At 61.5% G+C, this 14191-nt stretch carries 13 protein-coding genes; 5 read left to right on the plus strand and 8 right to left on the minus strand.

Features of this window, described 5'->3' with window-relative positions:
* Window positions 1–115 precede the first annotated feature (115 nt).
* Window positions 116–1192 (minus strand): S-methyl-5-thioribose-1-phosphate isomerase, encoded by a 1077-nt coding sequence (gene mtnA, locus AC19YY_RS16050; protein WP_172313997.1) that lies wholly within the window; start codon window positions 1190–1192, stop codon window positions 116–118.
* A 109-nt stretch (window positions 1193–1301) separates the two neighbouring features.
* Here mtnA and AC19YY_RS16055 point away from each other — a divergent pair, with 109 nt between their 5' ends.
* The 5 genes from AC19YY_RS16055 (at window position 1302) to AC19YY_RS16075 (ending at window position 6234) form a co-directional block, all read left to right on the plus strand.
* Window positions 1302–2633 carry a TRZ/ATZ family hydrolase gene (locus AC19YY_RS16055; RefSeq protein WP_172313999.1) on the plus strand — a complete coding sequence of 444 codons (1332 nt, stop codon included), beginning with the start codon at window positions 1302–1304 and terminating at the stop codon, window positions 2631–2633.
* Window positions 2634–2696: 63 nt separating this feature from the next.
* Window positions 2697–3395 (plus strand): bifunctional 2-polyprenyl-6-hydroxyphenol methylase/3-demethylubiquinol 3-O-methyltransferase UbiG, encoded by a 699-nt coding sequence (gene ubiG / locus AC19YY_RS16060; RefSeq protein ID WP_003172645.1) that lies wholly within the window; start codon window positions 2697–2699, stop codon window positions 3393–3395.
* 4 nt (window positions 3396–3399) lie between these two features.
* Window positions 3400–4071: an N-acetylmuramic acid 6-phosphate phosphatase MupP gene (gene mupP, locus AC19YY_RS16065; RefSeq protein WP_169952756.1), complete on the plus strand. Its 672-nt coding sequence runs from the start codon at window positions 3400–3402 to the stop codon at window positions 4069–4071.
* Between the two features lie 137 nt (window positions 4072–4208).
* Window positions 4209–4949, plus strand: a complete 741-nt coding sequence (locus tag AC19YY_RS16070) for a YciK family oxidoreductase (RefSeq protein ID WP_032863166.1) — start codon at window positions 4209–4211, stop codon at window positions 4947–4949.
* A gap of 358 nt (window positions 4950–5307) precedes the next feature.
* On the plus strand, window positions 5308–6234 hold the full coding sequence (locus AC19YY_RS16075) for a GGDEF domain-containing protein (protein ID WP_169952758.1): 927 nt from the start codon (window positions 5308–5310) through the stop codon (window positions 6232–6234).
* Window positions 6235–6256: 22 nt separating this feature from the next.
* Here the strand turns inward: AC19YY_RS16075 and AC19YY_RS16080 are convergent, their stop codons facing one another.
* The 7 genes from AC19YY_RS16080 to AC19YY_RS16110 all read right to left on the minus strand — a co-directional run bounded on the left by AC19YY_RS16080 (window position 6257) and on the right by AC19YY_RS16110 (window position 14055).
* Window positions 6257–7015 (minus strand): iron-containing redox enzyme family protein, encoded by a 759-nt coding sequence (locus AC19YY_RS16080; protein ID WP_178123756.1) that lies wholly within the window; start codon window positions 7013–7015, stop codon window positions 6257–6259.
* A 79-nt stretch (window positions 7016–7094) separates the two neighbouring features.
* A complete protein-coding gene (locus tag AC19YY_RS16085; RefSeq protein ID WP_500604513.1) occupies window positions 7095–9557 on the minus strand; it encodes an EAL domain-containing protein in 2463 nt (820 codons plus the stop codon).
* 95 nt (window positions 9558–9652) lie between these two features.
* Window positions 9653–11458, minus strand: coding sequence for an ABC transporter ATP-binding protein (locus AC19YY_RS16090; RefSeq protein WP_500604514.1), 1806 nt, complete (start codon window positions 11456–11458; stop codon window positions 9653–9655).
* Window positions 11451–12053: a DsbA family protein gene (locus AC19YY_RS16095; RefSeq protein ID WP_169952869.1), complete on the minus strand. Its 603-nt coding sequence runs from the start codon at window positions 12051–12053 to the stop codon at window positions 11451–11453. Before AC19YY_RS16095 ends, AC19YY_RS16090 begins: the two co-directional genes overlap by 8 nt.
* Before the next feature lie 36 nt (window positions 12054–12089).
* Window positions 12090–13031 carry an oxygen-dependent tRNA uridine(34) hydroxylase TrhO gene (gene trhO / locus AC19YY_RS16100; RefSeq protein WP_170057031.1) on the minus strand — a complete coding sequence of 314 codons (942 nt, stop codon included), beginning with the start codon at window positions 13029–13031 and terminating at the stop codon, window positions 12090–12092.
* 205 nt (window positions 13032–13236) lie between these two features.
* The gene (locus AC19YY_RS16105; RefSeq protein WP_115127821.1) at window positions 13237–13536 is read right to left on the minus strand and encodes a BolA family protein; all 300 of its coding nucleotides are present in this window, start codon (window positions 13534–13536) and stop codon (window positions 13237–13239) included.
* Window positions 13537–13539: 3 nt separating this feature from the next.
* Complete coding sequence (locus AC19YY_RS16110; RefSeq protein WP_115127820.1) at window positions 13540–14055, minus strand: DUF2059 domain-containing protein; 516 nt, start codon at window positions 14053–14055, stop codon at window positions 13540–13542.
* Between the last annotated feature and the right edge of the window lie 136 nt (window positions 14056–14191).

Genomic DNA, 14191 nt, shown 5'->3' on the forward strand with positions numbered 1-14191 from the left:
TGTTGGCTTTCGAAGCCCATCGCGGGCAAGCCCACTCCCACAGTTGATTTGTAAATGCATTCAACGTGTGGGGCCACGCGTGCCCGCGATTGCAATCTGCCAGATATTACAGCCCTTAATGCAGACGCTTGCGACACATCAACTGGGCCAGCTTGGCCGCGTCCGGCCGCTCGACAATGCCTTTTTCGGTGACGATCACGTCGATCAGGTCCGCCGGCGTGACGTCAAACACCGGGTTAAAGGCTGCGACATCGGCGGCAAACCGCTGACCGGCGACCTCCAGCAGCTCGCCGGCATCCCGCTCTTCCAGGGCAACGTCATCGCCAGTGGCCATCATCAGGTCCAGCGTAGAGCTGGGGGCCACTACCATGAAGCGCACACCATGGTGCATGGCGCTTACCGCCAGTTGGTAAGTGCCGATCTTGCTGATCACATCGCCATTGGCCGCGATGCAGTCGGCGCCAACAATTACCCAGGTCACGCCTTTGGTCTTGAGGATATGCGCGCCGGCCGAGTCGGCATTCACCGTAACCGGGATGCCCTCGCTCGCCAGCTCCCAGGCAGTCAGCCGCGAGCCTTGCAGCCAGGGGCGGGTTTCGTTGGCATAGACCTGTTCGACCATTCCTTCCAGAAACGCCGCGCGGATCACCCCCAGCGCGGTGCCCACGCCACCGCTAGCCAAGGCCCCGGCATTGCCGTGGGTGAGGATGGCCTGGGCATTGCCCTGGTGTTTGCGGATCAATTCGACGCCCAATTGCGCCATGGTCAGGTTGGCTTCACGGTCGCTTTCATGGATCGCGATAGCTTCGGCCTCCAGCACCGCCAACGGGTCGGCGTGCTTCTTGAGGCGGTCGAGGCGATCGCGCAAGCGCTTGAGGGCCCAGAAGAGGTTTGACGCGGTGGGCCGGGATTCGGCCAGCAGCGCGTAGTCCTCCTCCCATGCAGCCTGCCAGTCACCGCCCTCGGCAATCCGTGCACGGGCGGCCAGCACCAGGCCGTAGGCCGCGCTGATGCCAATGGCCGGCGCGCCGCGCACCACCATCATACGAATGGCTGCGGCCACTTCGTCGACCGACGAGCATATGACCCAGCTTTCCCGGGACGGCAGCGCACGCTGATCGAGCAGGTGCAGTGCGCCATCACGCCAATCGATGGCCCTCACTTTCTCCGCCGCCAACAGTCGATCGCGCATCCCTCACCCCGTACTCATCAACAAAAGCCGCGGATTATAGCGATCCGCCAGCCAGGACGCTCGGGTATACTTCGCCCTCTTTATATGACCGCCCCGGACGATGCCCGCTATGACGCCACCTGCCGCCCCGCTCGACTTACTGCTGCTGCCAAGCTGGCTGGTACCGGTCGAGCCTGCGGGCGTGGTGCTCAAGGCACATGGCCTGGGCATTCGCGATGGCCGCATCGCATTTATCGGCCCGCGCGCCCAGGCGCTGAAGCTGGCAGCCCACGAAGTACGCGAGCTGCCGGGGGTGCTGCTCAGCCCGGGCCTGGTGAATGCCCACGGCCATGCGGCGATGAGTCTGTTTCGCGGCCTGGCCGACGACCTGCCGCTGATGACCTGGCTGCAACACCATATCTGGCCGGCCGAAGCCAAGTGGGTCGATGAAGCCTTCGTGCGCGACGGCACTGACCTGGCGATCGCCGAGCAGATCAAGGGCGGCATCAGTTGCTTCTCAGACATGTACTTCTTCCCCAAGGTCGCCAGCGAACGCGTGCACAACAGCGGTATGCGCGCGCAAATTGCGATGCCGATCCTCGACTTCCCGACCCCCGGCGCCGCCACCGCCGATGAGGCGATCCGCCAGGGCGTGGAGCTGTTTGGCGACCTCAAGCATCACCCACGGATCAAAATCGCCTTTGGCCCCCATGCGCCCTATACCGTCAGCGATGCGAACCTGGAAAAAGTCCGGGTGATCGCCGAGGAGCTGGACGCCGCCATTCATATGCATGTCCACGAGACGGCCTTTGAAGTGCAGCAGTCCATCGAGCAGTATGGCGAACGGCCCCTGGCCCGCCTCGCACGCCTGGGCTTGCTCGGCCCACGGCTGCAGGCCGTTCATATGACCCAAATCAGCGAAGACGACCTGGCGTTGCTGGTAGAAAGCAACAGCAGCGTGATCCACTGCCCGGAATCCAACCTGAAACTGGCCAGTGGCTTCTGCCCGGTGGAACGTCTGTGGCAGGCCGGCGTCAATGTGGCAGTAGGCACCGACGGCGCGGCAAGCAACAATGACCTCGACCTGCTGGGTGAAACCCGCACCGCCGCGCTGCTGGCCAAGGCCGTTGCTGGCTCGGCCAGCGCCCTGGATGCCCATCGCGCGCTGCGCATGGCCACCCTCAACGGTGCACGGGCCATGGGCCTGGAAACAGAAATCGGCTCGCTGGAAGTGGGCAAGGCCGCGGATATCGTAGCCTTCGACCTTTCTGGCCTGGCCCAGCAACCGATCTACGATCCGGTCTCGCAGCTTATATATGCCACCGGCCGCGATTGTGTGAAACACCTTTGGGTCGGCGGCAAGCAACTGCTCGACGACCGGCAACTGACCCGCATGGATGAACAGCAACTGAGCGCCACGGCCGCTGCCTGGGGCCGGCGCATCAGCGGACACCCAGAATAACGCCGCCCCCGGATCAGCCTTCCGGGCGAGGCACACCGTTTTATCGGATTTAGAGGACTACCCATGAGTAACGTCGACCACGCCGAAATCGCCAAATTCGAAGCCCTGGCTCACCGCTGGTGGGACCGCGAAAGCGAGTTCAAGCCACTGCACGACATCAACCCGCTGCGGGTCAACTGGATCGACGAGCGCGTCAACCTGGCCGGCAAGAAGGTCCTCGACGTGGGCTGCGGTGGCGGCATTCTCAGCGAGGCCATGGCCCAGCGCGGCGCTACGGTGATGGGCATCGACATGGGCGAAGCGCCCCTGGCCGTGGCCCAGCTGCATCAGTTGGAGTCGGGCGTGAGCGTGGAGTACCGGCAGATCACCGCCGAAGCCCTGGCCGAGGAAATGCCCGAGCAGTTTGACGTAGTGACCTGCCTGGAGATGCTGGAGCACGTGCCCGACCCATCGTCGGTGATCCGCGCCTGCTTCCGCATGGTCAAGCCCGGCGGCCAGGTGTTCTTCTCCACCATCAACCGCAACCCCAAGGCCTACCTGTTCGCGATCATCGGCGCCGAATACATCATGAAGCTGCTGCCACGCGGCACCCATGACTTCAAGAAGTTCATCCGCCCTTCCGAACTGGGCGCCTGGAGCCGCCAGGCCGGGCTGACCGTCAAGGACATCATCGGCCTGACCTACAACCCACTGACCAAGCACTACAAGCTGGCCAGCGACGTCGACGTCAATTACATGATCCAGACCCTGCGAGAGGAATAAGCCTGTGAAGTTGAAAGCGGTTCTTTTCGACATGGACGGTACGCTGCTCGATACCGCGCCGGACTTTATCGCCATCTGCCAGGCCATGCGCACCGAGCGCGGGCTTGCGCCGATCAACGACCAGCATATCCGCGATGAAATTTCCGGCGGTGCCCGGGCCATGGTCGCCGTGACGTTTTCCATGGACCCGCAGTCCCCAGGCTTTGAAGAGCTGCGCCTGGAGTTCCTCGAACGCTACGTCAAGGGCTGCGCAATCCACAGCAAGTTGTTTGATGGCATGGCCGAACTGCTGGAAGACATCGAGCGTTCCAAGCTGATCTGGGGCGTAGTCACCAACAAGCCCCTGCGCTTTGCCGAGCCGATCATGGAACAACTGGGCCTGGCCCAGCGCTCGGCGCTGCTGATCTGCCCGGACCACGTAAAAAACAGCAAGCCCGACCCGGAGCCGCTGATCCTGGCCTGCAAGATGCTTGACCTGGACCCGGCCAGCGTACTGTTCGTGGGCGACGACCTGCGGGATATCGAGTCGGGCCGCGACGCCGGCACCCGTACTGCGGCCGTCACCTACGGCTACATCCACCCTGACGACAACGCCCGCAACTGGGGCGCCGACGTCGTGGTCGATCACCCGCTGGAACTGCGCAAGGTGCTCGATAGCGCACTCTGCAGCTGCTGACACTGAAACACTGAGATCAATGTGGGAGGTGGCTTGCCAGCGATAGCAGTGAATCAGTTGCCGATTTATTGACTGACACTGTGCTATCGCGAGCAAGCCCGCCCCACATTCAGACTGAATTTTTGTTGAGGTCGATTATGTTTGATTACTCCGCACGCCCAGAATTGCTCAAGGACCGGGTCATCCTGGTCACCGGTGCCGGTCGCGGGATTGGTGCAGCGGCGGCCAAGACCTATGCCGCCCACGGTGCCACCGTACTGTTGCTGGGCAAGACCGAAGCCAACCTGGCCCAGGTCTACGATGAAATCGAAGCCGCCGGTCACCCGCAACCGGTGGTGATCCCGTTCAACCTGGAAACCGCCCTGCCCCATCAATACGATGAGCTGGCGGCAATGATTGAAAAAGAATTCGGTCATCTCGACGGGCTGCTGCACAACGCCTCGATCATCGGCCCACGCACCCCGATCGAACAGCTGTCGGGCGAGAATTTCATGCGGGTCATGCATATCAACGTCAACGCCATGTTCATGCTGACCGCCACTCTGCTGCCGCTGCTCAAGCTGTCCCAGGACGCTTCGGTGGTGTTCACCTCCAGCAGCGTCGGGCGCAAGGGCCGGGCCTACTGGGGCGCCTATGGTGTGTCGAAATTTGCCACCGAAGGCCTGATGCAAACCCTGGCCGACGAACTCGACACCGTCGCGGCAGTACGTGCCAACAGCATCAACCCCGGCGCCACCCGCACCAGCATGCGCGCCCAGGCCTATCCAGGGGAAAACCCGGCCAACAACCCTCTGCCGGAAGAGATCATGCCGGTGTACCTGTACCTGATGGGCCCGGATAGCTCGGGGATCAATGGGCAGGCGTTCGACGCGCAATAATCTTCGGACATGACACCACGCCATTGTGGGAGCGGGCTTGCCCGCGATGGCGCAGTGTCGGGCTCAATGGGCCTGCGCCAAATCCCCACCGCCCCCTTTCCTCAATAAATCCCATCCCCTTGTTTTATAAGCACTAAAAACTAATTGCACTAACTGGCACGGTTTTCGCTCCAATATGCTTAAGCAGGCAGCGCGACATCAAGACGTGCGGCATGGGATCAGGGGTTATAACCCCCGGCAAAGCGGACTAGACTGTTACCTAAGTTTTACGGAACTGAAGGAACAGTAAGACGCCCGCCAGTGGCCGCTCCCATCGAGCCTGTAAGACAGCATTCTGTGCTTAGAGGCCTGCCCGTTTATGAAAACACCGACCCAGACCAACGCAATTGACTTCGATAGTGCCAAATTGCAACGCCTGGGCTTTGGCCAGCCTTCCCTTATCGCACGGCGCCCCATCAGCCTCGCGCAACTGCGCCAGCAGCTGAACCTGCAATTGCAGACCAGCCTGGAAGCCGAGCGGATCCTTGGCCTGTTCTTTCGCGAAGTGCAGCGCCTGGTGCCCCTGGACGCCCTGCAATACCGCCATGAAGCCAGCGACCTGCGCCTGGAATATGGCCAGCGCGGCCATCACTCCGTGAGCTATAGCCTCAGCCACCAGGGCGAGCATCTGGGAGAGCTGGTGTTTCGCCGTAACCAGCGTTTCAGCGAAGAAGAACAGGGCAACCTGGAGTCGCTGTTGGCCAGCCTGCTCTACCCGATGCGCAACGCCCTGCTGTATCGCACCGCGACCCGCAGCGCCCTGCGTGACCCGCTGACCGAGACCGGCAACCGCATCGCCATGGACCAGACCCTGGGCCGGGAGATCGAGATGGCCAAGCGGCACCTGCATCCGCTGTCCTTGCTGATGCTCGATATCGATCACTTCAAGCGCATCAACGACAGCCACGGCCACGCCACCGGCGACAAGGTGCTCAAGGCCGTCGCAGCCTCGATCAAGGGCCAGTTGCGCAATGTGGATATGGTGTTTCGGTTTGGCGGGGAAGAGTTCCTGATCCTGCTGTCCAACACCGGACGCGATGCCGCGGCCATGGTGGGCGAACGCCTGCGCCAGGCAGCACAGGCCCAGGACTACTGGGCGGACACTACGCGTATCGAATTGACGGTGAGCCTGGGTTGCGCGACCTTGCTGGCGGGCGAGTCGGCCGAGAGCCTGCTGCGCCGGGCCGACAATGCCTTGTATGTGGCCAAGCGCGAAGGCCGCAACCGCCTGGCAATGGCGGGGTAAACGCTACCCCGCCCTGCCTGGGTCAGGCTTCGCTGGTCGCCAATACCTGGCGCTCGCGGGTCACTGGGGTTTTCTCCAACTGCATGCAGCGTTCCAGGAACAGGTACATGTAGTCGTAGCTCTTGCACACGGCCTGGCGCAACTCCACTTGCAACGCCTTGCTCGGGTTCATCCCCGCCAGGGTGCAGATGATTTCCAGTGCTTCCCACGGGTGGGCGTCATCGTACTGGGCATGCATCTTCAGCCACTTCATGGCGCGCTTGCGATCTTCTTCGGGGAACGCTGCGGCATACACGCCCGTCGAACACACCAGCGCAGACCACTCCCCAGTGGCCCCCTCGATGGCGTAGTTGGTGGCGGCAATCGCGACGATCAACGAGTCGGCCGAACTGGTGTGCCAGCACCAATGACTCAGTGCGTGCAACTCGGGCGGTACGTTCTGCGCCTGCAACTCTTCCAGGCCAACACCATGGGCGCGCGCCCAATGCACCCAATAATCGGCATGGTTCAGTTCCACGCGAATATTGCGCATCAACCAACGTCGCGCCATATCCTCGCCGGGGTGACGGGCAAACTTGGTCTTGGTCAGGTTTTGTGCCATGTACAACGCGAACTGTTCCACCACTGGCCAGCCACCAATCAGGTAATGGCGCATGGTCTTGGCACTGAGCTTGTTATCGCGCATGCGCTGGTACAGTTCGTGTTCGACAACTCGGCGCTTGCTCTCGCTACAGTCCTGGATCAGTTGCTGAGCCCAGGCGGGGTAACTTGAGGCTTCCATAAGCGGGCCGGTTCTGCTGAATGTGTCGATCACTGTCGGGCTCCTTTTGATGTGTGATGTGTACAGACCAGCAGATGTTTCAGCGGAACGTGCCGGGCGCCCTGAACAACAGAGGCTGCGGGCGCGCAGGTCGACACTGCAAACTATCGAAGGTAAACAATTGCGGGCGTTCAATCAGGTAGCCCTGAGCGTAGTCCACGCCGATCTCGAGCAATGCCTGCTCGATGTGCGGCGTTTCGACAAACTCGGCAATAGTGCGCTTACCCATGACATGGCCGATGTGGTTGATCACTTCGACCATGGCGCGGTTAATCGGGTCGTCCAGCATATCCTTTACGAAACTTCCATCGATCTTCAGGAAGTCTACAGGTAAATGTTTGAGGTAGGCGAATGAGGACATCCCCGCACAAAAGTCATCCAGGGAGAAGCAACAACCCAAGGCCTTGAGCTCATTGATAAAACGAATCGCGCTGCCCAGGTTGGAAATTGCACTGGTTTCAGTGATTTCAAAACAGATCATCCCCGGCGGAATGCCGTAGGCGCTGAACTTTTCCCGCAAAAAGCGCAGGAAGTCGTCATCGCCGATGGTGATGCCCGACAGGTTGATCGCACACATCGCCATGGGCCTGCCCGGTCGCTCGACCATGCAGCGGGCAATCAGCTTGAACACGTTCTCCACCACCCAGCGGTCCAGGGAGGTCATCAACCCGTAACGCTCGGCGGCCGGGATAAAGCTGTCGGGCAAGATCATCCGCCCGGCCTCATCGTGCAGGCGCAGCAGAATCTCGATATGCCCGTTGCCCGCCTCGGTGTGGCCCAAGGGGGCGATTTCCTGGGCATACAGGCAAAAACGGTCCTCTTCCAGGGCCATGTGCAAGCGCTGGATCCAGGCCATTTCGCCAAAACGCAGGGACAATTCGGTGTCATCGGCGTGATAGACCTGCACCCGGTTGCGTCCCTTCTCCTTGGCCATGTAGCAGGCCATATCGGCAGCACGCAACGAAGTTTCCAGGGTGGTCGGGGTGTGGGTGATATGCACCAGGCCGATACTGACCGTGGTGACAAACGGTCGGCCTTTCCAGACGAAGTGCAGGTTTTGCACGGTGTGACGCAGGCTCTCGGCGATTTTCTCGGCCACTGGCGCCGGGCAGTTCTCCAGCAGAATGCCAAATTCATCACCGCCCAGGCGGGCCAGGGTATCGCCTTCGCGCAGGTCCGATTGCAGCAGGGCGCAGATATGCCGCAGCAATTCATCGCCTGCCGCATGGCCACAGGTGTCGTTGACCAGTTTGAACTGGTCCAGGTCGAGGAACATCAAGGCATGCCGCGCCGACTGCTGGCGCCCGATGCCGTGTAGCACCTGCTCCAGGCGATACTCAAATTCGCGCCGGTTGGCCAGCCCGGTCAATGCATCATGGGTCGCCTGCCAGGACAGGTTGGCAATGTATTGGCGCTCCTGGGTCATGTCGTGCAACACCAGCACCGCCCCGCTGACCTTGCCAGCACTGCGGATCGGCGCGCCCACCAGGGTCACGGACACGGTACTGCCATCCAGGCGCTGGATCAGCTTGGAGTGCTCGCTGCCACCACTGAGTTGGCCGTCAAGAATGTGATCGATCAGGGTAAACCCATCGGCCTGGGCGTGTTCATCCAGCAGATTGAACAGCGCGGCCAACGGCAAGCCCTGGGCCTGGGCCGCGTTCCAGTGGGTCAGGGATTCCGCCGCCGGGTTCATATAGGCGATCGCCCCGTCGACATCGGTGGTGATCACCCCATCGCCAATGGACTCCAGGGTGATCTGCGCCCGCTCCCTCTCCAGTTGCAAGGCATCAGCAAACGCGTGCCGCTGGGCCAAGAGCTTGCGGGTGCGCAGCAACGCCAGGGCGATCAGGCCGAGGGCGGTGGCCAGGTTGGTGGTCACCAGCAGGCGCAGAATCATCCTGGAGCCTTCGCCCAGGGCATCGCTGAAGGCCTTGGCCGCCGGTGTCACGCCATCGTTGATGGCGATAATCCGCTCTTTCCAGGCATGGATGTCGGCGCTGCTGACCCGATTGGCAATGATCCCCCTGTGCATCTCCTGCGCCAGGTCATCGAGTTGCACCAGGTAGCCATCACCGATGGTCCACAGCTCGATGGCTTTTTCCAGGTAGCTGAAATGGCGAAAGTTGAGATAGAGCCAGATCAGGCTCGCCACATCATCTGGATGGTTACCGCCCTTGAGAATCCCCAGGCGCGCCGCCGCGAGGTCAGGGCTGGGGCGATCCAGGGCAACCCGCAACTCGTGCCCGCCCTGGGGCACCGCAATCGCATTCTGGTATTTGAGAAAGGTCGCCTGGTCGCGGTTGTCGGCGTATAGCGTCAGATAGTAGATGGCGTCTTTCTGGCCCTTGGACCACAGGCTCTCGCCCGCCACATAGCCGCGCACGGCCGACAGCATGTAGAGGCTGACGCAGCCCAGCAGTGCCTGAAACAGGACGACGGCAATAAAGGGCCAGACAATGCCCAGCAACCTTGGTGTTCCGAGAGTTCGCTTCTGCTTCATGAGGTCCCTTGCATCAGCACAGGCGAGTAAAAACTGCTCCTGACAGCACAGCCGAGGCCAAACGCGATCCCTCCAGGATCGGATACGGGATCGATTCAGCGAACTTGTTGCAAGTGTCCATAAAGCTTGGCGTACAAGCCGCCATCGGCTATCAGTTGCTGGTGGTCGCCATCTTCGGCAATGTGTCCACCGTCAAACACCAATACCCTATCAGCCTGCTTCACCGCCGACAAACGGTGAGCAATGATCAGTGTAGTACGCCCACTGAGAAACCGCGCCAGCGCCTGGTGCAGGTTGTATTCGGTGGCCGCATCCAGGGCCGAGGTGGCTTCGTCGAGGATCACCACCTTTGGCTCGGCCAGTACCATTCGGGCAATCGCCAGGCGTTGGCGCTGGCCACCGGACAAGCGCACGCCAGAGCGCCCGACAATACTGTCCAGGCCCTGGGGCAACCCTTTGACCGTAGCCTCCATCTGGGCGATTTCTAGGGCCTGCCAACAGGCCTGGTCGCTGCGCTCGCGGCCCATGGTCAGGTTGGCGCGCACGGTATCGTTGAACAGTGCCGGGTGCTGCAGCACCACCGCGACATGCTCGCGGATGGTTTCCAGGCCAATCGCCTGCTGGGTCGCGCCGCCGAAGCGGATCGTGCCTGCCTGCGGGGTGTAGAGCCCCAACAGCAGTTGCACCAGGGTGCTTTTACCGCCGCCACTGGCGCCGACAATCGCCACCTTCTCGCCGGGAGCGATGGCCAGGTTCAGTTGGTTGAGCACCAGGTCTTCGCCGTAGCCAAAGTCCAGGCCCCGCACCTCGATACCCACGGTTTCGCGCCCGGTAAACGGATCCTCGCCCCCGGCATATTGCGGCTCGTCGGCGCGGGCCAGCAGTTCGTTGATGCGCGTCAGCGCGCCACCGGCAGCGTAGTAGGCGTATTGCAGGTTCAGCAGTTGCTCCACCGGGCCGATCATGAACCACAGGTAGCTGAACACCGCGAGCATCTGGCCGATGGACAGGTCGGAAAACAGCACGGTGAGCATTGCCGCCGCGCGAAAGATGTCGATACCAAACTGGAACAGCAGGCCACTGGCGCGGCTGGAGGCGTCGCTTTTCCATTGGGAGTTGATGGCAAAGTCGCGCACTTCCTGGGCACGCTGCCCCAGGCGCCCGAGGAAAAAGCCCTGGCGATTGCCGGCGCGCACTTCCTGGATCGCATCCAGGGTTTCCGTCAGCGCCTGGGTAAACCGCGAGGTGCTGTCGTTTTCCAGCTTCTTCAGGTGCTTGACCCGCTTGCCCAACTGCACCGTGGCATAGATCACCAACGGGTTGAACAGCAGGATCAACAGCGCCAGCTTCCAGTGCATCCACATCAGGATCCCGGAGGTGCCGACCAGGGTCAACGTGGCCACCAGGAACCGGCTCAAGGTTTCACCGACAAACTTGTCCACCGTGTCCAGGTCGGTGACCAGGTGCGTGGTCACGGTGCCGCCGCCCAGGCTTTCGTATTCGCTCAGGGAGATACGCTTGAGCCGTTCGATCAACCGCACACGGATGCGATAGACAATGTCCTTGGCCAGCCCGGCAAACAGGCGCGCCTGGACCACGTTGAACACCAGGGCCGCGCAACGCAGCACCAGGGTGATCAGCAGCATCAGGCCGATATAGCCGGCGGCCTGCTGCCAGGCTGCTGGCAACGCATGGTTCATCACTTTCAACGCGCCATCGCCATTGCCCAGCAGCACCTCGTCCACCAGCAGAGGCAGGAGCAAGGGAATCGGCACGCTGCACAGGGTCGCCAGGACGGCGACACCATTGGCGATCCACAGGGCTTTTTTATGGCGCAGGGCCAGGCGGCGGATTTCTGCCCAGGTCAGCCGATCAACCCGTGGCGTTGGCTGATCATGCACAGGCAGCTCGCTCCAGCCAGCGACCGAGCAAAGGTGCGAGCTCGGACAGCGGCTGGTAGCCGTTGGTCAACAAGGCCAACTGGCCATTGCGCTCGGCCAACAAGGTGGGGAAGCCGGCAATGCCCAGATCCTGCACCCAGGTAAAATCGGCGGCCGTGGCTGCATGCTGCTCGGCACGGTCAAAGGCCTCGGCAAACTCGATACGCGGCACCCCGGCGGTCTCGGCCAGCTCCACCAGCACACTGGCGCGAGTCACATCGCGGCCCTCGACATAAAACGCCTGCTGGATCAGCCCGAGCAAGGTCCAGGCGCAATCCGGCGCCAGGCCGCGCGCGGTGACCAGGGCCCGGCAGGCCGGCTCCGTGTCATACACAAAGCCATCAGGCAAGGCGCCCTCCAGGCGGAACGGCTGGCCAGTGGCTTCAGTCACCGCCTGCCAGTGCTCCAGGATATAGCGCCGGGTGGCCGGCTCCAGCGCCGCGCCACTGCCGGTGCGCAAGCCGCCCACCACCAGGTGCAACTCCACGCCCGCTGCCTGGGCCTGCTCAACCAGGGCCTTGGCCACCGGGGCAAAACCCCAGCACCAGGAACACATCGGGTCCATCACATAGAGCAGGCGCGCAGACATGGTTCAAGCCTCGGTGGATGATTGCTTGTAGTTGTAACCAATCGGGTGCGGCATGTTGCGGGCCTTGGCCAGCTCGATCTGCTTCTGACGGTCGATCGCACTGCGACGGGTCTTCTCGGACAGCTTATCCCAGCAGTGCGGGCAACTGATGCCGGCCACGTAATGCTCGGATGCGCGGTCCTCTACGCTAACCGGAGTACGGCAGGCATGACATTGATCGTAGTCACCTTCGCTCAAGTCGTGGCGCACGGTCACGCGGTTATCGAAAACAAAGCAGTCGCCCTGCCACTTGGTCTCTTCCTGGGGCACTTCCTCGAGGTATTTGAGGATGCCGCCCTTGAGGTGATACACCTCATCGAAGCCCTCGCTGAGCATATAGCTCGAGGCTTTTTCACAACGAATGCCGCCGGTGCAGAACATGGCGACTTTCTTGTGCCGGGCCGGGTCGAAGTTGGCTTTGATGTAGTCGGGAAATTCGCGAAAACTCGTAGTCTTCGGGTCGATTGCGCCTTCAAAGGTGCCGATCGACACTTCATAGTCGTTACGGGTATCGATCAACAGCACTTCTGGATCGCTGATTAACGCGTTCCAGTCTTGTGGATCAACGTAGGTCCCGACTTTCTTGTTCGGGTCGACGCCTTCGACGCCCAGGGTCACGATCTCTTTTTTCAGCTTGACCTTGGTGCGGTAGAACGGCTGCTCGTCGCAGTACGACTCTTTGTGATCGATATCGACCATGCGCGGGTCGTTCTTCAGCCAGGCCATCAGGCCATCAATGCCTTCGCGGCTGCCGGAAACGGTACCGTTGATGCCTTCTTCGGCGATCAGCAAGGTGCCCTTGATGCCGTTGTCGACCATGGCCTGCAACAGCGGCTCGCGCAGGGCCACGTAATCTTCGAGGGTGACGAACTTATACAGTGCCGCCACGACGATGGGTTGTGTCATGGGTGTTCTCTCCAGGTGGCTACCCTCGTAAAGGGTGAACCGGATGCAAAAAAAACGCGCCGACTGAGCGGCGCGTTGCGGATTCTAGCAAAACATAGGCCTTTGTAGGAGCCGGCTTGCCGGCGATGGCGGCGGGTCAGCCACTGAGGGTGGCGCCTGGTTAACCGCTATCGCCGGCAAGCCGGCTCCTACAGAACGGTGGGTGTCAGTGTTTGCTACCGCCAGCGCAGGTCGGCGAGGCCGGGGCTGCGTCGGTTTTTGCCCATTCTTCAGGCGTGTAGGTGTGCAGCGCCAGCGCATGGAACTCGCTCATCAGGTCACCCAACGTGGCGTAGACCTTCTGATGGCGCTTGACCCGGTTGAGCCCCTCGAACTGCTGGCTGACCAGCACGGCCTTGAAATGCGTCTGCAATCCACGGCTGTGCATATGGCTTTCGTCCAGCACACTCAGGTGTTCCGGGCTCAGGGCGGCAAGTGCCGATTCGATACGCTGCTGCATGGTCATTGCTTACTTCTTCTTGGCGGGTGCGGCTTTGGGGGTCAGCTCGTTGGTCATGTCTTCCAACAGCTTGTTCACGACAGGTACCGCGCTTTCCAGCTTGGCCTGGGTCAGTTGGGCCGATTGCTGGGTCAGTTGCGGCATTTTCTCCAAAACTTTCTTGCCCAGTGGCGACTTGTAGAAGGCAACCAGGTCTTTGAGTTCGGACTCGCTGAAGTTGCTGGTGTACAGCTTGACCATGTCCGGCTTGAGCTTGTTCCAGCCAATGGCCTGGTCCAGGGCGGCGTTGGCCTTGGCCTGGTAGGTGTCCAGAACGGTTTGCTTGGCGGCAGGCGCCTTGGTCTGCTCGAAGCGCTGGGCGAACATTTGTTGCACTTGCATGTACACCGGGGTGCCCAGCTTGTCTGCGTGAGCCAGGGTCAGGAAGGCTTCGGCACTGGCGTTGTGGCTGGCGGTATCGGCAAGAACCTGGCCGCTGGCACAGACCAGAGCAACCGCGGTACAGATGGCACGAAGACGAGTCATCGAGTTTCCTTTTCTAGCAGGCGAGGTAAGACCCCAAGGGCGACCATTCTGCGCCTAAAAAACGCCGGCACTCAACCCCACGCCTTGTAGGGCCTGGTTTTGCGAGGGTTTGCCCGATGAAATGGCTTTTATGGAA

It is taken from the genome of Pseudomonas sp. MF09156 (genome assembly GCF_059862305.1).

What these genes read in the sequence shown, in the direction of transcription:
- mtnA (WP_172313997.1), bottom strand. Translation starts at nt 1,192, where the DNA reads ATGCGCGATCGACTGTTGGCGGCGGAGAAAGTGAGGGCCATCGATTGG.
- AC19YY_RS16055 (WP_172313999.1), top strand. Translation starts at nt 1,302, where the DNA reads ATGACGCCACCTGCCGCCCCGCTCGACTTACTGCTGCTGCCAAGCTGG.
- ubiG (WP_003172645.1), top strand. Translation starts at nt 2,697, where the DNA reads ATGAGTAACGTCGACCACGCCGAAATCGCCAAATTCGAAGCCCTGGCT.
- AC19YY_RS16070 (WP_032863166.1), top strand. Translation starts at nt 4,209, where the DNA reads ATGTTTGATTACTCCGCACGCCCAGAATTGCTCAAGGACCGGGTCATC.
- AC19YY_RS16075 (WP_169952758.1), top strand. Translation starts at nt 5,308, where the DNA reads ATGAAAACACCGACCCAGACCAACGCAATTGACTTCGATAGTGCCAAA.
- AC19YY_RS16080 (WP_178123756.1), bottom strand. Translation starts at nt 7,015, where the DNA reads ATGGAAGCCTCAAGTTACCCCGCCTGGGCTCAGCAACTGATCCAGGAC.
- AC19YY_RS16085 (WP_500604513.1), bottom strand. Translation starts at nt 9,557, where the DNA reads ATGAAGCAGAAGCGAACTCTCGGAACACCAAGGTTGCTGGGCATTGTC.
- AC19YY_RS16095 (WP_169952869.1), bottom strand. Translation starts at nt 12,053, where the DNA reads ATGTGTTCCTGGTGCTGGGGTTTTGCCCCGGTGGCCAAGGCCCTGGTT.
- trhO (WP_170057031.1), bottom strand. Translation starts at nt 13,031, where the DNA reads ATGACACAACCCATCGTCGTGGCGGCACTGTATAAGTTCGTCACCCTC.
- AC19YY_RS16105 (WP_115127821.1), bottom strand. Translation starts at nt 13,536, where the DNA reads ATGACCATGCAGCAGCGTATCGAATCGGCACTTGCCGCCCTGAGCCCG.
- AC19YY_RS16110 (WP_115127820.1), bottom strand. Translation starts at nt 14,055, where the DNA reads ATGACTCGTCTTCGTGCCATCTGTACCGCGGTTGCTCTGGTCTGTGCC.